This is a genomic window from Litoribaculum gwangyangense (assembly GCF_039543505.1).
Classification (GTDB): domain Bacteria; phylum Bacteroidota; class Bacteroidia; order Flavobacteriales; family Flavobacteriaceae; genus Litoribaculum; species Litoribaculum gwangyangense.
In genome coordinates this window covers 15,609-32,092 of sequence record NZ_BAABJW010000001.1, presented here as the reverse complement: position 1 = coordinate 32,092, position 16,484 = coordinate 15,609, and the positions used below count along the sequence as shown (strand labels likewise).

The following is a 16,484-nucleotide window of genomic DNA, read 5'->3' as shown; positions in this document are numbered from 1 at the left end:
TATCTTATTAGGAGCTATTATTTTCTCATTACTTTCACGTTCATCTCTTCCACTTTTTTGTCCGATAACATGGAAGGTGCACCAAATAATAAATCTTCGCTCGTGCCTGTTTTTGGGAATGCCATAACCTCACGAATAGAGTTTTTCTTTTCTAAAATCATCATCAGTCTATCCACACCCCAAGCAATACCACCATGCGGTGGCGCACCGTAATGGAACGCTTTATACATAGTACCCACACTCTTCAGCATCTCTTCTTTATTGTAACCCATATTTCGGTAAGTAGCTTCTAAAATTTCAGGTTTGTGAGCACGCACTGAGCCGCCTCCAATTTCATAACCATTCAATATTAAATCGTATTGTTGGGCAATGATACTTCCAATTTCTTCCTCTTTTCCGTTCATGTGCTTTTCAATATCATATACGGCAGGCATGGAAAATGGGTTGTGTGTAAAGGTCCAATGGCCGTCATCGGTTTTTTCAAACATTGGAAAATCAATCACCCAAGCTGGACGTAATTCTTTGGGGTTTATTAAACGTAACATACTACCCAACTCTTGGCGCACAGCATCCAATGCTTTATTGGCAGTAGCATAATCTGACGCTGAAAAAAATACAATATCTCCAACTTGCGCCTGGGTTGTTTTTATAATATTTTCTGCAATATCTTCACCTAAAAACTTAATAATGGGCGATTGTAAATCGTTTTCATTAACAATAATGTAAGCTAAACCACCCAAACCTAATTGTTGGGCAATCTCGGTTAGCTTTTCAATTTGACCTTTCGATAAACGCTTTTTTCCTTGTTCCTCAGCCGAAACCTTGATGCATTTTACAATACCGCCCTCATCAATAGGCTTGCTAAAAACTTGAAAGGTTGTTTCCTTAACAATATCGGTGATATCCTGAAGTTGTAAACCGAATCGTAAATCGGGCCGGTCGCAGCCGTATTTATCCATGGCGTCTTGATAGGTAATCACTTCAAAAGGATGTAAAATCCATTTGTTACCGTAAATTTTTGTAACCACTTCATTAAACATTTTGGTGTTTAAATCCATAATTTGTTGCATACTGGCGTATGCCATTTCTAAATCCAATTGCGTAAATTCTGGTTGGCGATCACCCCGGGAATCTTCATCCCTAAAGCAACGCGCAATCTGGAAATATTTCTCGTAACCACTCACCATCAACATTTGCTTAAATTGCTGCGGCGCTTGTGGTAAGGTATAAAACGCACCGGCTTGTTTTCGCGATGGTACAATAAATTCGCGCGCGCCCTCATCGGTTCCGGCACTTAAAATAGGGGTTTCAATTTCAAGGAAATTTTGTTCATCCAAAATATCGCGAAGCAGTTTAATCACTTTATGGCGATTTATAATTACACGACGCACATCATCATTCCTATGGTCCAGAAATTTATATTGAAAACGAGTGTTTTCATTAGTTTTTGTGGCACGTTTTATTTCAAAAGGTAAGGTTCGGGATAGGTTTAAAATATCCAATTCTTTAGCTTCTAATTCGATTTTTCCAGTTCGTAAACTTGGATTGTAATCGTCTTCTTTACGTTGAACAATGGTTCCAGAAACCGAAATAACCGATTCTGGTTTCAGTTTTACCAATTCATCCAGATTCGGGAATGATTCCCTGCTTAAACGTACTTGGAACACTTCGGCACTGGAGTCGCGCAAATCAATAAAAATCAATTCACCATGGTCGCGCACACTGGCAACCCAACCTGCAAAAGTTACCAGTATTGAAATATCGCTATCTGAAATATCAGTTATTAAATGTGTTCTGTATTTCTCTTTTATAATAAGGGGTATTGCAGGAAGTTTTTCTTCTTCTTTGGCTTCTACCTTTTGGTTTTTTGTTTTTTGTTTTTCATTGCTTCCTGTTTCTGTTTTTTGTTTTACAACCTCCCCGGCCAACGACGCCAAAATCCCTTCACGAATGACTTTTCCCGAAGCACCTTTGCCAATTAAAGCGATTACTTTTCCAACTAAAATCCCAGCTTTTCCTTGATTTCCTGCTTTAATGTCATTGGCCACAGCTTCATTTTCAGAGATGACTTTAGCAATGGCATCGTTTATTTTTTCTTCGGAAATAGTATGGTTTTCAAAATAGGTTTTGTAGTCGAATTTTGCATTTTCCAACACCGATTTTATGGCATTTTGGGCCAAAACTGGTGTTGCTTTTTCAGCTTTTAGGAATTTGAAAATTTCAATAATATCTGAGACATTCTTAATGTTTATATAGTCTTCAGGTTTGATGTTGTTGGTTAATGTTTTAGCAACAAAAGAAGGATCATTAAGCTCATTATTTATAGCTATAAAGGTTTCAGAACGCAAAGAATCTGCGGTAAAAAACTTAGCGTCTTGAGGTAATACGCCACCTTTTATAAGAATAGATTCTACGGCAAAGGGTAGCGAACTCACATCTACATCAATGGACTCCACAACATCTTTAATGCAAACAAAAGGTAAATCGGGTTCAGAAATAAAGCGGTAATCGGCTTCATACTCCTTTTTACGCATGGTTTTGGTTTGCTTTAAATCGGCATCAAAAAGTACGGTGGTTTGGTCTGGCCTAAATTCCTTATGTTCCAGATAGTAGTTGAGCTGTTTTTCAACTTCTTCCTTTAAAGCTTCCACCATAAACTTAAACGAGTTTAGGTTTTTTATTTCTGTACGTGGATTTAAATTATAACTATGTTTTTTTCGTAACGATACCGAAACATCCGATTTAAACTCACCCTTTTCGAGATTGGCTTCAGAGATTTTTAAATTCTGAACAATGCGCTGTATGTATTGTGCATAAGTTGAAGCATCTTCAATATGACGAATGCATGGCGTGGTAACAATTTCAATAAGAGGGACACCGGCTTTGTTAAAATCTACTAAAGACACATTTTTTTCGTGCATCAATTTTGCTGCATCCTCTTCTATATGTACCTGGGACAAGTTTACAGTGAACTGGCTTCCATCATTTCTAAAACACGATACTTGCCCATCGGGAATTATGGGGTTGTGAAACTGCGTAATTTGTATGTTTTTAGGGTTGTCTGGGTATTCATAATGTTTTCTATCCCATGAAATAACTTCATTTTCAAAAGTAGATTTTACTGCTTTTCCAAAGTAAATAGCCTTTTTAATAGCCTCTTTGTTTATAGCAGGAAGTACGCCCATTTGTCCCGTGCAAACCGAACATATGTTGTGGTTTGGGGTGTCAATTTCTTCATTTGGGCAAGAACAAAACAATTTGGTTTTGGTGTTTAACCGAACGTGAGTTTCCAAACCGATAACCAATTCTAACTCATGTGCTTTTAATGCTGCGTCTAGCTCTTTTAATTCCATTATATCAAATCTTTTAAGAAGTTAGCAAACTGTAAAACAAGTCCGTCATTGTTTTTGGCGGCTGTAATTTGCAAGCCAGTTTCTGTCCCTTGAGGTATGGTTAAAGTAGGGAGTTGTCCTAAGCTAAAGCCCACGGTGTAGGCGTCACTTAAATACATGGCGTGTGGGTCTTTTAAACTATCGCCAATTTTTGGTGGCGCACTTGGAGTTACTGGCGAAATAATGATGTCCACTTCCTTAAAATCGTTTTCAAAATTCTCTGAAATGGCATCACGCAAGGCCAGTCCTTTTAAATAAATTTCATCTGAAAATCCTTGAGAGAGTACTTGATTGCCTCCAACTATGCGTCGTTTGGTCTCTTCTGAAAAATTCTCTGAACGGGTTATGGCATAGGATTCCTTTAAGTTTTTGTCTTCGATGCGATTGCCGTAGTTGGAGCCATCCAATCGAGATAGGTTAGAGGCCGTTTCGGCCATGGCCAACGTATAATATGTGGAAACCAGAATATCAGATTTAAAGAAATCCAGTTCTTTTATTTCAATACCTTTTGCTTTTATTTTTTCAATGGATGCTAAAAAATCATTTTTGATTTTTGGGTTAATGGCATCACTTTCCATAAAATTTTTAAAGTAACCTATGGTTTTGATGCCGATAACTTTTGAAATGCTTTCTTCGCTTATTTCTTTGGAAACATAAGTAGTTTGATCTTTTATGTCTTTACCACTCATCACATTTAATAGGATGCGAATATCTTCAATGGTATTAGCTATAGGCCCTACACAATCTGTTGATGAGGCATAAGCCATCAAGCCAAAGCGAGATATACGGCCATAAGTTGGTTTAAAGCCATAAACATGGTTATAGCCCGCGGGTTGGCGCACCGAACCCCCAGTATCACCACCAATGGAGAAAACCGTATAATCTAAAGCTACATTAACAGCAGAACCACCACTTGAACCTCCAGCAACTAAATTTTGATTCACAGCATTTTTAACGGCACCAAAAATCGTGTTTTCACTAGAAGATCCATGGCCAAAACTGTCGCAGTTTTCTTTCACGATTGGAATAGCCCCTGCATCGAGAAGTTTTTGAATAGCGGAAGCTGTGTATGCCGATTTATAATTTTTTAACAAGTTAGAACTTGCTGTCGTAACAGTACCTTGAAGCATAAATACGTCTTTAATTCCAAACGGAATACCTTCCAATACCCCAATGGTTTCTCCATTTTCAATCTTAGCATCCACTTTAGCGGCTAAATCCAAGGCTAATGAATCCAATAAAGTGTTAACCGTTTGATGGGTGTTTGGTTTTAGTAAATCTAATTTCCCTTTCACCAAATCGGTACAAGATATTTCCTTGTTCATCAATTGCTGATGAATTTTAAGTATTTGCGATTCCATCACTATTCTTCTATTATTTTCGAAACTACCAAATACCCGTTTTTCTCTTTTGGAAAATTTTCAATAATGATTTGTTTTTCCAAAGTAGAACTTTCAATCACCACATCGTCCCTTAAGGAGTCTAAAGACAAACAATTATTATAATCCATATTAAAGGAGTTATTATTTGTTGGTTGTGCATTTTTAATCACATCAAACAATTTGTTCACGGCCTCACTGGGCTGTGCACCTTTAATGCTCGACAAGATGTCGACAGTCATAATTTTACTCATGTCTAAAATTTTAAATTAAAAAAAGCCTTCCGGTACAGGAAGGCTTCACATATTTTTAAACAATAACCTTCCTGTCCTAAAAATTAGGATTATTGAAATTGTTATTGTTATTATTTTTTCTCATAAATCTTTTACGTGTTCAAATATATGTAGATTTACTGTACTAAGCACTATTTTTTTACATAACCTGTTTCGTATTATTGAATTATTAAAAAAGTAGGGGTTAATTTGATGCTTTTGTAAATTAATTGAAGTTATGGTTAAATTAGTTCTCTTTGAAGTTCCAAAAGTGTTTTTGAAATCTAAAATCAGTTTTTTAATGTATTTGTTAAAAAATAAAATCACCAAAATTTTAGATTTAAGCAACTTTGGGGTTTTTGGTCAAATTCTAAACACTAAAATATCTTAAAAATCAATTTTAAGGTGCTTTTTAGACGATTTAAGCCACTTTTAAATAATTAACAAATGTTGATAATTTTATAAATGAGTCGATAAAATGCTTTTTAAAAGGGTGGTAATTTCGTATATTTGTTTGTATTCACAAGGATGCTTTAAGGCATCTTTTTTTGTGATAATAGCGAAACTAAAATTTAAGATAAAATAGAACATGAGCGAACCAAAAGAAGAATTTAACAAGCACAATTATTCTGCAGACAGTATTCAGGCTTTAGAAGGCATGGAGCATGTGCGTATGCGTCCATCTATGTATATCGGTGATGTTGGAACAAGAGGGTTACATCATCTTGTGTATGAGGTGGTGGATAATTCCATTGATGAAGCATTGGCAGGACATTGTAATAATATTTCGGTTATCATAAATGAAGACAACTCTATAACTACCGAGGATGATGGCCGTGGAATTCCAGTAGATTTACATAAAAAAGAAGGGGTTTCAGCACTACAAGTAGTAATGACTAAAATAGGTGCCGGAGGAAAGTTTGATAAAGATTCTTATAAAGTATCAGGAGGCTTACATGGGGTAGGTGTGAGTTGTGTAAATGCTTTATCAGAGCATTTAAGAGCTACTGTTTACAGAGACGGTAAAATATACGAGCAAGAATATGAGCGTGGTAAAGCTATGTACCCAGTTAAGCAAATTGGCGAAACCGATAAAAGAGGAACGACTGTAACCTTTAAGCCAGATTCAACCATTTTCACACAAACAGTAGAATATAGTTACGATACTTTAGCAAGCAGATTACGAGAACTATCCTATTTAAACAAGGGAATTACTATCCATTTAGTAGATAGAAGAACTAGAAAAACGGATGGTACTTTTGAAGGCGAAACATTCCATTCTGATGAAGGATTGAAAGAGTTTATCAAGTTTTTAGATGGTAACCGGGAGCCTTTGATGAAAGATGTGATTGCTTTTGAAGGTGAAAAAAATGGTGTGCCAGTGGAGGTAGCTATGGTTTATAATACCTCTTATGCTGAAAATTTGCATTCTTACGTAAACAATATCAATACCCATGAAGGAGGTACGCATTTATCGGGTTTTAGACGTGGTTTAACACATACTCTTAAAAAGTATGCCGATGAATCTGGTTTGCTTAAAAACCTTAAGTTTGAAATAGCAGGTGATGATTTCCGTGAAGGCTTAACAGCTATTATATCGGTAAAAGTTCAAGAACCACAATTTGAGGGTCAAACCAAAACCAAATTAGGAAACCGCGAAGTTTCTGCATCGGTAAGTCAAGCAGTTTCAGAAATGTTAACCGATTATTTGGAAGAACATCCAGATGATGCCAAAACCATAGTTCAAAAGGTAATATTGGCAGCACAAGCGCGTCATGCAGCCCAAAAAGCTCGTGAAATGGTGCAGCGTAAAACTGTTATGAGTATTGGTGGTTTACCTGGAAAATTAAGTGATTGTTCTGAACAAGACCCATCAAAATGCGAAGTGTTTTTGGTTGAGGGAGATTCGGCAGGTGGAACGGCTAAACAAGGTCGCGATAGAGCATTTCAAGCGATACTTCCACTTCGTGGTAAAATATTGAATGTTGAAAAAGCAATGACCCATAAGGTTTTTGAAAACGAAGAGATAAAAAATATTTTTACTGCCTTAGGTGTTACCATTGGTACCGAAGAAGATAGTAAAGCGCTAAATCTTTCAAAATTACGTTATCACAAAATAGTTATCATGTGTGATGCCGATATTGATGGATCTCACATTGCCACTTTAATACTAACATTTTTCTTCAGATATATGAAGGAACTTATTGAAGAAGGGCATGTGTATATTGCAACACCACCTTTGTATTTAGTTAAAAAGGGTAATAAAAAACAATATGCGTGGAATGATAAAGAACGTGATATTATTGCAGAAGAATTTGGAGGAAGTGTCAGTATACAACGTTACAAAGGTCTGGGAGAAATGAATGCAGAACAACTTTGGGATACTACCATGAACCCTGAGTTTAGAACCTTAAGACTCGTGCAAATTGATAATGGCACTGAGGCCGATAGAATTTTCTCAATGTTAATGGGTGATGAAGTACCACCCCGTAGAGATTTTATTGAAAAGAACGCTATTTACGCCAATATAGACGCATAAAACAGCTTTTAATAATATTTTAAATGGTCTTAACTTTTTTGTTAAGACTATTTTTTTGATAAAAATTACGATGAAATGCATTTTTTTACGATAAAGTGTTGTTTATTGTATTTTTTTTCCTATGTTTGTCAAACCAAATTGAAATTAACTACTTATGAAAAAGATAATTTTGTTGATGTTGCTGGCCTTATCGGCAACTGTTTTGAAAGCCCAAAGTGATATAGATGCCCTTCTTGCGGCGGGTGTAGATGATGCACAACGTTTTGCCAATGATTATTTAGCACCAGGCACCAATGGCTTAATGCACAGCATGAATGCCAACTGGTTTAATACCGCGGATGCAAAGCCTCTTGGAGGTTTTGAAATTTCTGTTGTGGTTAATGCTGCTCAAGTTAAGAACGATAGTAAAATGTTCAATTTGAATACTGCAGACTACAATAACGTGCAATTTGTTCAAGGTCCAAGTTCACAAATGGTCTCAACTGTCTTAGGTGAAAACAATCCAATAATTTTCGTTGAGCTAGAATATGAAGATCCTATTTTCGGGAATCAAACAGAACAAATAGAATTGCCAGATGGTATAGGTTCAGAAAATATTAATCTTTTGCCAACGGCTTTTATTCAAGGAGCATTAGGGTTAAGCAAAGGAATAGAATTAAAAGCACGATTTGTCCCTAAAATTGATACTGATGAAGTGTCCTTAAGTATGTTTGGAGCTGGTTTGCAGGTAGAATTTACCAAATGGTTACCAGCAGATAAATTATTACCAGTGGCCATATCAGGCTTGGTAGCTTACACAAGTTTGGATGGTTCTTATGATTTATCAGGTTCCTCAACCGTAAGCGGGGAAAATCAAAGGGTGGAATCGGATGTAAACACTTGGTTATTTCAATTAATTGCTTCTACAAAACTACCTGTAATTAATTTTTATGGTGGTTTGGGTTATATCCAAGGAACATCAGAATCTGATTTATTGGGAACCTATCGAGTAACCAATGGAGTTTTGACTTCTCAAGATATTGTGGATCCATTTTCAGTAAAAAGTGAAATATCATCCGTAAGAGGAACTTTAGGTTTCAAATTAAAATTAGGTTTTTTCAGACTTAACGGAGAATATCATCTATCGGAATTTAATGCATATTCCTTAGGTATCAATTTTGGATTTAGATAATAAAATATAATTGTTTAGTTTTAGTTAGTTTATATTTAATTTTTGTTTAAAAAGCACTGGATAAAATCCAGTGCTTTTTTCGTTTACAGTATTTTAATTCGTAATTTCGCATGACTAAAATCATACAAATTATGCTTTTAATGTATGATTTTTGTATTGTGTAACATAATTATTAAAAAATATAAAAAAATGAAAATAACAGTTGTAGGAGCAGGAGCGGTTGGTGCCAGTTGTGCAGAATATATCGCCATCAAAAATTTCGCTTCGGAAGTTGTATTGTTAGATATCAAAGAAGGTTATGCTGAAGGAAAAGCGATGGATTTAATGCAATGTGCATCATTAAACGGGTTTGATACCAAAATAACTGGAATCACCAATGATTACAGTAAAACAGCAAATAGTAATATATGCGTCATTACCTCAGGAATTCCTAGAAAACCAGGAATGACCCGAGAAGAGTTGATCGGCATCAATGCAGGTATAGTAAAAGCAGTATCTTCAAGTTTAATTGAATATTCTCCAAACACGGTTCTTATTGTTGTGAGTAATCCTATGGATACTATGACGTATTTGGCACACAAATCAACCAACTTACCAAAAAACAGAATCATCGGTATGGGTGGTGCTTTGGATTCTGCACGTTTTAAATATCGTTTAGCAGAAGCTTTAGAAGCGCCTATAAGTGATGTTGATGGTATGGTAATTGGAGGACATAGCGATACTGGTATGGTACCATTAATTTCCCATGCTACGAGAAATAGCGTAAAGGTATCCGAGTTTTTAAGTGAAGAACGTTTACAACAAGTGGCTGAAGACACCAAAGTTGGAGGCGCTACGCTAACCAAATTATTGGGCACTTCTGCGTGGTATGCACCTGGGGCCGCTGTTAGTGCCTTGGTTCAAGCGATAGCTTGCGACCAAAAGAAAATGTTCCCATGTTCAACGATGTTGGATGGAGAATATGGTTTAAGTGATATTTGTATAGGCGTGCCTGTTATTTTAGGCAAAAATGGTATCGAACGCATTGTGGATATTGAATTAACTGATGCTGAAAAAGCACATATGAAAGCAAGTGCAGAAGGCGTTAGAAAAACGAATGATTTACTAGAGGTTTAGTAACCTAAACACTAATCACATAATTTTAGAAAGACTGTAGAAATACAGTCTTTATTTTTTATATTTGGCGCATGTTAAAAAAATGGTACATAAGTACTTTAGTTATTGTATTAGCTTTGTTTGGGATTTTCTCCCAACAACAAGTTGTTCTTCCTAATCAGGAAATTGTAATACAATTTACAAACGCAGAAGTAACTACGGAAGACGTTCAAAATACCACAGACAATATAAAAAAGCAGCTGCAAGACTTAGGTGTAGACAATATACAGGTCAAGCAATTTGAAAACGGCAACTTAAAAATAACCTATTTCAGTGATGCTAATGTTGCTAGTATCAAAGAGATGTTTTCAAAGGAAGAAAATCTTGCTTTAGATTTTAATACGCCCCATCAAAATTCAAATGAATTCCCATCGAATGAAGATACGATTGCATATAATCTTGATGTTTATGAAATTCAAGATGGGAATGATGTTGATTGGAATTTAAACGGCATCAACATTGTTAAAATTGACACTAAAAGTGATCGTTTTTTTGAACCAAATTCTTATTTACACATAAGTAATATAGAATATACAAATGATGATATTTTGAGAAAACAAGCTTATGAAGCTTACAAAAATATTGCCTTTACCTTAAACCATACCTCTAAAAGTATTCCCGAAGTTAGAGCTGGACCTATCTGTTAATTGGGTTTTGTAATCAGCTTAAAATCCAAAGAACTTCATCAATAGAAAAACATAAAAATTTAATTCAACTTAAAAATTGTCAGATTCTAAGGTAAATTCTATATTTGCCCGTTTTAAAAATTTGACTTAAAAAAAAACATAAAAATGCAAAATAAAGGACTAGTTAAGTTATTTGCGCTTTTGTTTGGTTTGGTAAGTATTTATCAACTTTCATTCACATTCAAGGCAAATCAAATAGAAAAACAGGCTGAGGAAATAGCCATGAGTAAAATAGCCGATACTGAAGATGATTATCGTGCGAAACGCAGCCAGGAAGAGGCTAACTATTTACAATCTATTGCTACCGATACAGTTTTTAATATTGGTATTGCAAAATTCACTTACAACGAAGTGAAAGCTAAAGCGATGAATTTAGGTTTGGATCTTAAAGGAGGTATAAACGTAATTCTTCAGGTAAGTGTAAAGGACATTTTAAAAGGACTGGCTAATAACACTAAAGATCCTGTTTTTAATAAAGCTTTGGAAGATGCTACGGAACTTCAAAAAAATAGCCAGAATACCTATTTAGAAGATTTTTTTATTGCTTTTGATAAAATTAAAGGGGATACCAAATTGGCATCACCTGATATATTTTACACGAAAGAATTAGATGGCGAAATTGATGGCAGCATGAGTGATGATGAGGTAAAAAGCATCATTTCAACAAAAATTGATGAGTCAATTGTTTCAGCTTTTGAAGTATTACGTAAGCGTATTGATGAGTTTGGTGTAACCTCACCAAACATTCAACGTTTAGGGACCTCTGGTCGTATTTTGGTAGAATTACCAGGTGTTAAAGACGTTGAAAGAGCAACAGGATTGCTGCAAAGTACAGCGCAATTAGAGTTTTGGGATGCTTACAAAGGTGAGCAATTCTTCCCGTTTTTATCTCAAGCAAATGAAGTTTTAAAAGACATTGTTGATACCAAACCAGAAGTAGAAGAAGTCGAATCTCAAGATGAGGAAAATGCTACAGATTCTCAAATTGACGATTTATTAGGAGATGCTGAAACAGACTCTACAGCTGTTGCAACTGTAAATCCAATTTTCGATTTGATAAGAGGTCAAGGCTATCCTGGTGGACCAGTTATTGCCAAATTTGAAATTAAAGATAAACAAACAGTACTTGATTATTTAAACATGCCCGAAGTAAGGTCATTACTTCCAGCTGAACAACGTTATACCAAGTTTGTTTTTGGTAAACCTGAAAGAGATAGTGAATTAGTTGATTTGTATGCTTTAGTAGGAAATAGAGATAATACACCTCAATTAAGTGGCGCAGTAGTAACCGATGCTCGTAATCAATTTGGGCCAACAGGAAAATCGGAAGTATCGATGCAAATGAATGCCAAAGGCGCTAAGATTTGGGAAGAAATGACTGGCAAAGCTTTCACTCAGGGTAGTCAGATAGCGATTGTATTAGATGATGTGGTGTATTCAGCACCTGGTGTAACAACAGGGCCAATTGCTGGTGGAAGTTCATCTATCTCAGGAGATTTCACGTTAAATGAGGCGATAGATTTAGCAAACGTCTTACGTGCAGGTAAATTGCCCGCATCAGCCGACATTATTCAAAGTGAAGTTGTTGGACCATCGTTAGGTCAAGAAGCCATTGATAGTGGAACCATGTCCTTTATGATAGCTTTAGTATTGGTATTATTTTGGATGATTTTTTATTACGGAAAAGCAGGTGGTTTTGCTGATATAGCAATGGTATTGAATATCCTGTTAATCTTTGGTATTTTATCAGGATTGGGAGCGGTGTTAACCTTACCCGGAATTGCAGGTATTGTTTTAACCATTGGTATGTCGGTAGATGCTAACGTCATCATTTTTGAACGTATACGAGAAGAGATAGCCAAAGGCAAGGGGCAAAAGGAAGCCATTCAAGATGGATTTAGTAATGCTTTGTCTTCCATTTTAGATGCTAATATTACAACTGGTTTAACAGCCTTAATATTATTCATTTTTGGTACAGGACCCATCAAAGGATTTGCAACAACCTTGTTAATAGGTATTGGCACATCGTTGTTCACTGCTATTTTCATAACCAGATTATTAATTGATTGGTATGTAAACAGAGGTGGTAAATTAGATTTTTCAACAGCTATTACTAAAAATCTATTTAGAAATATCAACATACAATTTTTAAGAAAACGTAAAGCAGCTTATATCATTTCTGGAACGTTAATTTTGATAAGTTTAATATCCTTGTTCACAAATAGTTTAGATCAAGGTGTTGATTTTGTTGGAGGAAGAACGTATCAAGTACGTTTTACACAAGATGTTAGTGCTGCGGAAATTACGAATGTATTATCCCAGCCAGATGTTTTTGGAAGCGCCGATGCTAAAACATTTGGAGATGCCAATCAATTGAAGATTACAACCAAGTTTAGAGTAAACGAAACAGGTGCAGAGGTTGATGAAGATATTAGAAAACAACTTTACACAGCTTTACAATCTCATTTAGATGGTGTTTCTTACGAAGATTTTATTAGTGATGCCGACACCAAAACAGTTGGTTTAATGAAGTATTATAAAGTGAGTCCAACAATTGCTGATGATATTAAGCAAGCATCATTTTGGGCTATATTAGGATCGTTGATTGTGGTCTTCTTGTACATCTTATTTCGTTTCAAAAAATGGCAATTCTCATTGGGTGCTGTGGCTGCCGTGTTCCATGACGTATTAATTGTATTGGGTGTATTCTCATTAACATATAAGTTCATGCCATTTAGTATGGAAATAGATCAAGCATTTATTGCAGCCATATTAACAGTAATTGGTTACTCATTAAACGATACCGTAATTGTTTTTGATAGAATTAGAGAATACTTAAACGAGCATACTAGTTGGAATTTTGAACGTGTAGTGGATGTATCATTAAGTAGTACTTTAGGGCGTACTTTGAACACTTCTTCAACCACATTGGTTGTGTTATTAGCCATATTTATTTTTGGTGGAGAATCTATCAGAGGTTTTATGTTTGCTTTAATCGTAGGTATTATAGTAGGTACTTATTCATCGTTATTTATTGCAACCCCCTTAATGTATGATTCCATACAAAAACTAGAAGATAAAAAGAAGAGAAAAGACTAACTCAAATTTTTTATTTTTAAAAAGCCTGTCATTTTTGACAGGCTTTTTTTTTAAAGATCAAATACAAACGATATGATTAAACGAATCGTTTTTGGTTTAAGGATTAATTTCAAAAAATCAATAGTTTGTGTTACATTTACATTGAATAAAGTTCGACATTGATATCACCAGTAACTATAGACCAAGTTTTTGAAACCGCCCGAGTTGAGGAGGTTATTGGCGATTTTGTTCAACTTAAAAAATCGGGCAGTAATTTTAAAGGTTTAAGCCCCTTTACCGATGAGCGCTCCCCAAGTTTTATGGTGTCGCCAGTAAAACAAATCTGGAAAGATTTTAGTAGTGGGAAAGGAGGTAATGTGGTTGCTTTTTTAATGGAACACGAACATTTTACGTATCCAGAAGCTATAAAATACCTTGCCAAAAAATACAACATAGAAGTTGAAGAAACCGAGCAAAGTAATGAGCAAAAAGAACAAGCTAACGAGCGTGAAAGCTTGTATTTAGTCAGTGAATTTGCGAACAAATATTTTCAAAAAATACTTCATCACACCGACCAAGGTAAATCCATCGGTTTAGGCTATTTCAAAGAACGAGGTTTTACTGAAGAAACTATTAAATCTTTTGATTTGGGTTATTCGCTTAATGAGTGGCAAGCCTTTACTGATGAAGCCTTAAAACAAGGTTATAACCTCGATTATCTAGAGAAAACAGGTTTGACTATAGTTAAGGAAGACAAACGCTTTGATAGGTTTAAAGGGCGTGTGATGTTTCCCATAAAAAGTATGAGTGGTCGCGTTTTGGGTTTTGGCGGACGTATTTTAATTAACGACAAAAAAGCTGCTAAGTATGTAAACTCGCCTGAGAGTGACATTTACCATAAAAGCAAGGTGCTTTACGGCATCTATCATGCCAAGCAAAGCATCGCCAAGGAGGATAATTGTTATTTAGTTGAAGGGTATACCGATGTGATTCAATTTCATCAAACCGGTATTAAAAATGTGGTATCCTCATCAGGTACGGCCCTGACCTCTGAGCAAATAAGACTTATTAATCGACTTACTAAAAACATTACGGTACTTTTCGATGGAGATGCAGCCGGTATGCGTGCTTCATTACGAGGAATCGATTTAATTTTGGAGCAAGGTATGAATGTAAAGGTTTGTACGTTTCCAGAAGGTGAAGATCCTGATAGTTTTGCAAAACAGAATACCCTTGAAGAATTGTCTATGTATTTAGAGGAAAATGCTAAAGATTTCATTCAGTTTAAAGCTTCGGTGTTATTTGAAGAGTCAAAAAATGACCCCATTAAAAAAGCTGAAACTGTACGTGATATTGTAAACAGTATATCTAAAATTCCAGATAGAATTAAAAAGGAAATCTATGTACAGGAATGTGCTAGAATTATGGATATTAGTGAGGAAGTTCTATTCAGTACTTTGGCACAAATCAATAAAAAAGAATTTCAAGAAGAAAATAAAAAGTATCAAACAGAGCAAAAAGCCTTTGAGGTAATTAAACACCAAAAGCCTATAACGAAGGTAGATGTTCAATATGTTTTAGAACGAAAAATCATTGAAGTATTGCTCCTTTATGGAAATAAAACTGAGGATTTCGAAGATTTGGTTTTAAAGGAAAACGAAAAAGGCGAATTGGTTTTAGAGCCTGTTATTCATCAAGCCAAAGTTTTTGAAAAGGTATTTTTGGATTTACAAGATGATGAAATGGAATTTTCAAACCCACATTTCAAGACTTTGTACTACACTATTATTGATACTTTAAACCAGAATCCGGATTTTGAACTAAAAAACTTTATAAATATTGTAAGCAGTGAAATGGCAACAGAGATTACAACCATTTTGATGGAAGACGAACGCTATGCTTTAGATAACTGGAATAGAATGAATATTTTTCCAAAAGAAAAATCACACAACATAGCACAGTTAGTAAGCGAAACAATTTTAAGCTTACGATGTTTTTTAATAGATCAAAAAGTTAAGGAATTTCAAGAAGAAACTTTAAAAAATAAAATAGATACGAATAAAAATATACTAGAAGAAGTAAAAGATTATTCGGGTCTAAAAATGTTGTTATCCAGAAAATTAAACAGAGTGTTATAACTCTTGGTTAAGTTTAGCTTGGTTTACTAAGTCCACTAAGTTAGTAACTTTAAGCTTTCGCATTAAACGTGCTTTGTAAGTACTAACGGTTTTTTCGTTAATATCCAATTCTTGGGAAATTTCTTTGTTTTTTTTACCAATAGTTAAAAGTTTTAAAACTTCAGATTCCCTGGTAGATAATTTTTTGTAGTAAGCACCATTTTTGTTGGCTCTGACACCAAAGGCTAATTGTTCAGTAAGTTTATTACTTAGATAAGTTCCTCCATCATTTACTTTTAGAACAGCTTCATTAATGGTAATAACATTTACCGATTTATGCATGTAACCAGCAGCTCCAGCTTTTAGTGCATTAATGGCGTAAACATCCTCTGGTTGAGCACTAAAAATAATAGTTTTAATATCAGGAAAATCATTTTTTAAGTGGCGTAAAACAGTCAAACCATTCAATTTAGGAAAATCGATTTCTGTTAAAACAATATCCACAGGATTTTTTTTAACAAACTCCAAGATATCTTCCCCATCATCAACACTGCCAACAATTTTTATGTCTGCTGAGGCTGAAAAAAGCACTTCTAACCCTTTTCTTGTAATAGGGTGATTGTCGGCTATTAGTAATTTTATCATAATTGATTACGCTTTAGTTATTAATTACTTTTATAGTAATTATTTTGAGA

The 16,484-nt window shown here is 35.0% G+C and carries 10 protein-coding genes; 6 read left to right on the top strand and 4 right to left on the bottom strand.

Translation table 11 applies throughout. The annotated features are described in order from the left end of the window. Positions 1-17: 17 nt before the first annotated feature. From gatB/aspS to ABD963_RS00120, 3 genes are read right to left on the bottom strand one after another with little or no spacing between them, the layout of a single operon-like run. A complete protein-coding gene (gatB/aspS, locus tag ABD963_RS00130) occupies positions 18-3,353 on the bottom strand; it encodes a bifunctional amidotransferase subunit GatB/aspartate--tRNA ligase AspS (RefSeq protein ID WP_345274906.1) in 3,336 nt (1,111 codons plus the stop codon). Then, the gene (locus ABD963_RS00125) at positions 3,353-4,753 is read right to left on the bottom strand and encodes an amidase family protein (protein WP_345274905.1); all 1,401 of its coding nucleotides are present in this window, start codon (positions 4,751-4,753) and stop codon (positions 3,353-3,355) included. Before ABD963_RS00125 ends, gatB/aspS begins: the two co-directional genes overlap by 1 nt. A gap of 2 nt (positions 4,754-4,755) precedes the next feature. After that, on the bottom strand, positions 4,756-5,025 hold the full coding sequence (locus ABD963_RS00120; protein WP_345274904.1) for an Asp-tRNA(Asn)/Glu-tRNA(Gln) amidotransferase subunit GatC: 270 nt from the start codon (positions 5,023-5,025) through the stop codon (positions 4,756-4,758). A gap of 607 nt (positions 5,026-5,632) precedes the next feature. Between ABD963_RS00120 and gyrB the strand changes: the two genes are divergently transcribed. The 6 genes from gyrB to dnaG all read left to right on the top strand — a co-directional run bounded on the left by gyrB (position 5,633) and on the right by dnaG (position 15,810). Beyond that, entirely contained in the window at positions 5,633-7,582 is a 1,950-nt protein-coding gene (gyrB, locus tag ABD963_RS00115) for a DNA topoisomerase (ATP-hydrolyzing) subunit B (RefSeq protein ID WP_345274903.1), read from the top strand. Between the two features lie 154 nt (positions 7,583-7,736). Then, the gene (locus tag ABD963_RS00110; protein WP_345274902.1) at positions 7,737-8,753 is read left to right on the top strand and encodes a DUF6588 family protein; all 1,017 of its coding nucleotides are present in this window, start codon (positions 7,737-7,739) and stop codon (positions 8,751-8,753) included. Positions 8,754-8,942: 189 nt separating this feature from the next. Next, on the top strand, positions 8,943-9,869 hold the full coding sequence (gene mdh / locus ABD963_RS00105) for a malate dehydrogenase (protein ID WP_345274901.1): 927 nt from the start codon (positions 8,943-8,945) through the stop codon (positions 9,867-9,869). A 71-nt stretch (positions 9,870-9,940) separates the two neighbouring features. Further along, on the top strand, positions 9,941-10,555 hold the full coding sequence (locus ABD963_RS00100; protein WP_345274900.1) for a hypothetical protein: 615 nt from the start codon (positions 9,941-9,943) through the stop codon (positions 10,553-10,555). A gap of 144 nt (positions 10,556-10,699) precedes the next feature. Next, a complete protein-coding gene (gene secDF / locus ABD963_RS00095) occupies positions 10,700-13,693 on the top strand; it encodes a protein translocase subunit SecDF (protein WP_345274899.1) in 2,994 nt (997 codons plus the stop codon). Between the two features lie 158 nt (positions 13,694-13,851). Further along, positions 13,852-15,810, top strand: a complete 1,959-nt coding sequence (gene dnaG, locus ABD963_RS00090) for a DNA primase (RefSeq protein WP_345274898.1) — start codon at positions 13,852-13,854, stop codon at positions 15,808-15,810. Here the strand turns inward: dnaG and ABD963_RS00085 are convergent. Then, entirely contained in the window at positions 15,805-16,434 is a 630-nt protein-coding gene (locus ABD963_RS00085) for a response regulator (RefSeq protein WP_345274897.1), read from the bottom strand. The two genes, dnaG and ABD963_RS00085, sit on opposite strands and share 6 nt — an antisense overlap. Positions 16,435-16,484 lie beyond the last annotated feature (50 nt).

Excerpts from the sequence above, each read along its gene's own strand:
- ABD963_RS00125 (WP_345274905.1), bottom strand. The coding sequence starts at position 4,753 with ATGGAATCGCAAATACTTAAAATTCATCAGCAATTGATGAACAAGGAA.
- ABD963_RS00110 (WP_345274902.1), top strand. The coding sequence starts at position 7,737 with ATGAAAAAGATAATTTTGTTGATGTTGCTGGCCTTATCGGCAACTGTT.
- ABD963_RS00100 (WP_345274900.1), top strand. The coding sequence starts at position 9,941 with ATGTTAAAAAAATGGTACATAAGTACTTTAGTTATTGTATTAGCTTTG.
- gatB/aspS (WP_345274906.1), bottom strand. The coding sequence starts at position 3,353 with ATGGAATTAAAAGAGCTAGACGCAGCATTAAAAGCACATGAGTTAGAA.
- secDF (WP_345274899.1), top strand. The coding sequence starts at position 10,700 with ATGCAAAATAAAGGACTAGTTAAGTTATTTGCGCTTTTGTTTGGTTTG.
- ABD963_RS00085 (WP_345274897.1), bottom strand. The coding sequence starts at position 16,434 with ATGATAAAATTACTAATAGCCGACAATCACCCTATTACAAGAAAAGGG.
- gyrB (WP_345274903.1), top strand. The coding sequence starts at position 5,633 with ATGAGCGAACCAAAAGAAGAATTTAACAAGCACAATTATTCTGCAGAC.
- mdh (WP_345274901.1), top strand. The coding sequence starts at position 8,943 with ATGAAAATAACAGTTGTAGGAGCAGGAGCGGTTGGTGCCAGTTGTGCA.
- ABD963_RS00120 (WP_345274904.1), bottom strand. The coding sequence starts at position 5,025 with ATGAGTAAAATTATGACTGTCGACATCTTGTCGAGCATTAAAGGTGCA.